Below are 901 nucleotides of genomic sequence, written 5' to 3' on the forward strand. Positions count from 1 at the left end.
TTCTTTTTCCATATTATTTTTAATTTCTTCCACTTTTTCCTTTGGAAGAGCCTTTTCTAATTTATCAATATAATTATTTTTTTCTTGTTCTTTTTCTTCCGAATTTTTAATATATTTTTTCTGATTCATTTGTATAACATTCATTTGATTAGATAATTCAGATTTTTCAGATAATAATTTTGAATTTTGCTTTGATAAAATTGAATTATTTTTTGTTAGTTCAGAAACATTATTTTCTAATTTTTTTAAATTTTCATTTAAACTTTTATTTGTCTTTTCTAATTTATTAAATTCATCAATATTTTTTTCTCCCTGTACGGCTAATTGTACCAATGAATCAAACAATTCTTTTTTCAATGAAACAGTTGTTTCTTTTGAGAGTAAACCTTTAGATTCTTTTTTATGTTCTAATATACTATTTACATAATATAATCTAGTTTTTTCATCAGCTAATTTATTAAAAATTTCTTCTTTTTTTTCTTTTTCTTTTTTTATTTTTTTTTCTGATTCTTCTAATTCTTTTAAAGTTAAATTAATAATCTTCTGTTGATTATCTAATTCAATTTTTTTAACTTCTAAATCAGTATTTTTTGTTTTAATTTCTTGGGTATTTTCAGTTACTTTTTCCAGCTCCAGCTCTCTCTCATTTATAGCAGTTTCTAGTTTAAATTCCATAACAGATAAATGTTTTTTTTGTGTTTCTTTTACTGATTTTCCTCTTTCTAAATCAAAATCTTGACTAATAAATTTATGATAATTATCTTGCATTTTAATCAAGTCATTTCTACCATTTATAAAACTTTTAAATTTTAATTTTCCATTCTCATCTATTGGAGTAAATACACAGTGCATATGTGGTGTTTTTTCATCTTTATGAACTGTTGCAGATATAACATTTTTT

The 901-nt window shown here is 21.4% G+C and carries 1 protein-coding gene; it reads right to left on the reverse strand.

Going from position 1 to position 901, the window contains the following annotated elements; genetic code table 11:
- On the reverse strand, positions 1–891 hold an 891-nt coding region (locus ABNK64_RS11090; protein WP_349764435.1), incomplete at its 3' end, for a plasmid recombination protein.
- Between the last annotated feature and the right edge of the window lie 10 nt (positions 892–901).

This window comes from Fusobacterium sp. SYSU M8D902 (assembly GCF_040199715.1).
Lineage (GTDB): Bacteria > Fusobacteriota > Fusobacteriia > Fusobacteriales > Fusobacteriaceae > Fusobacterium_A.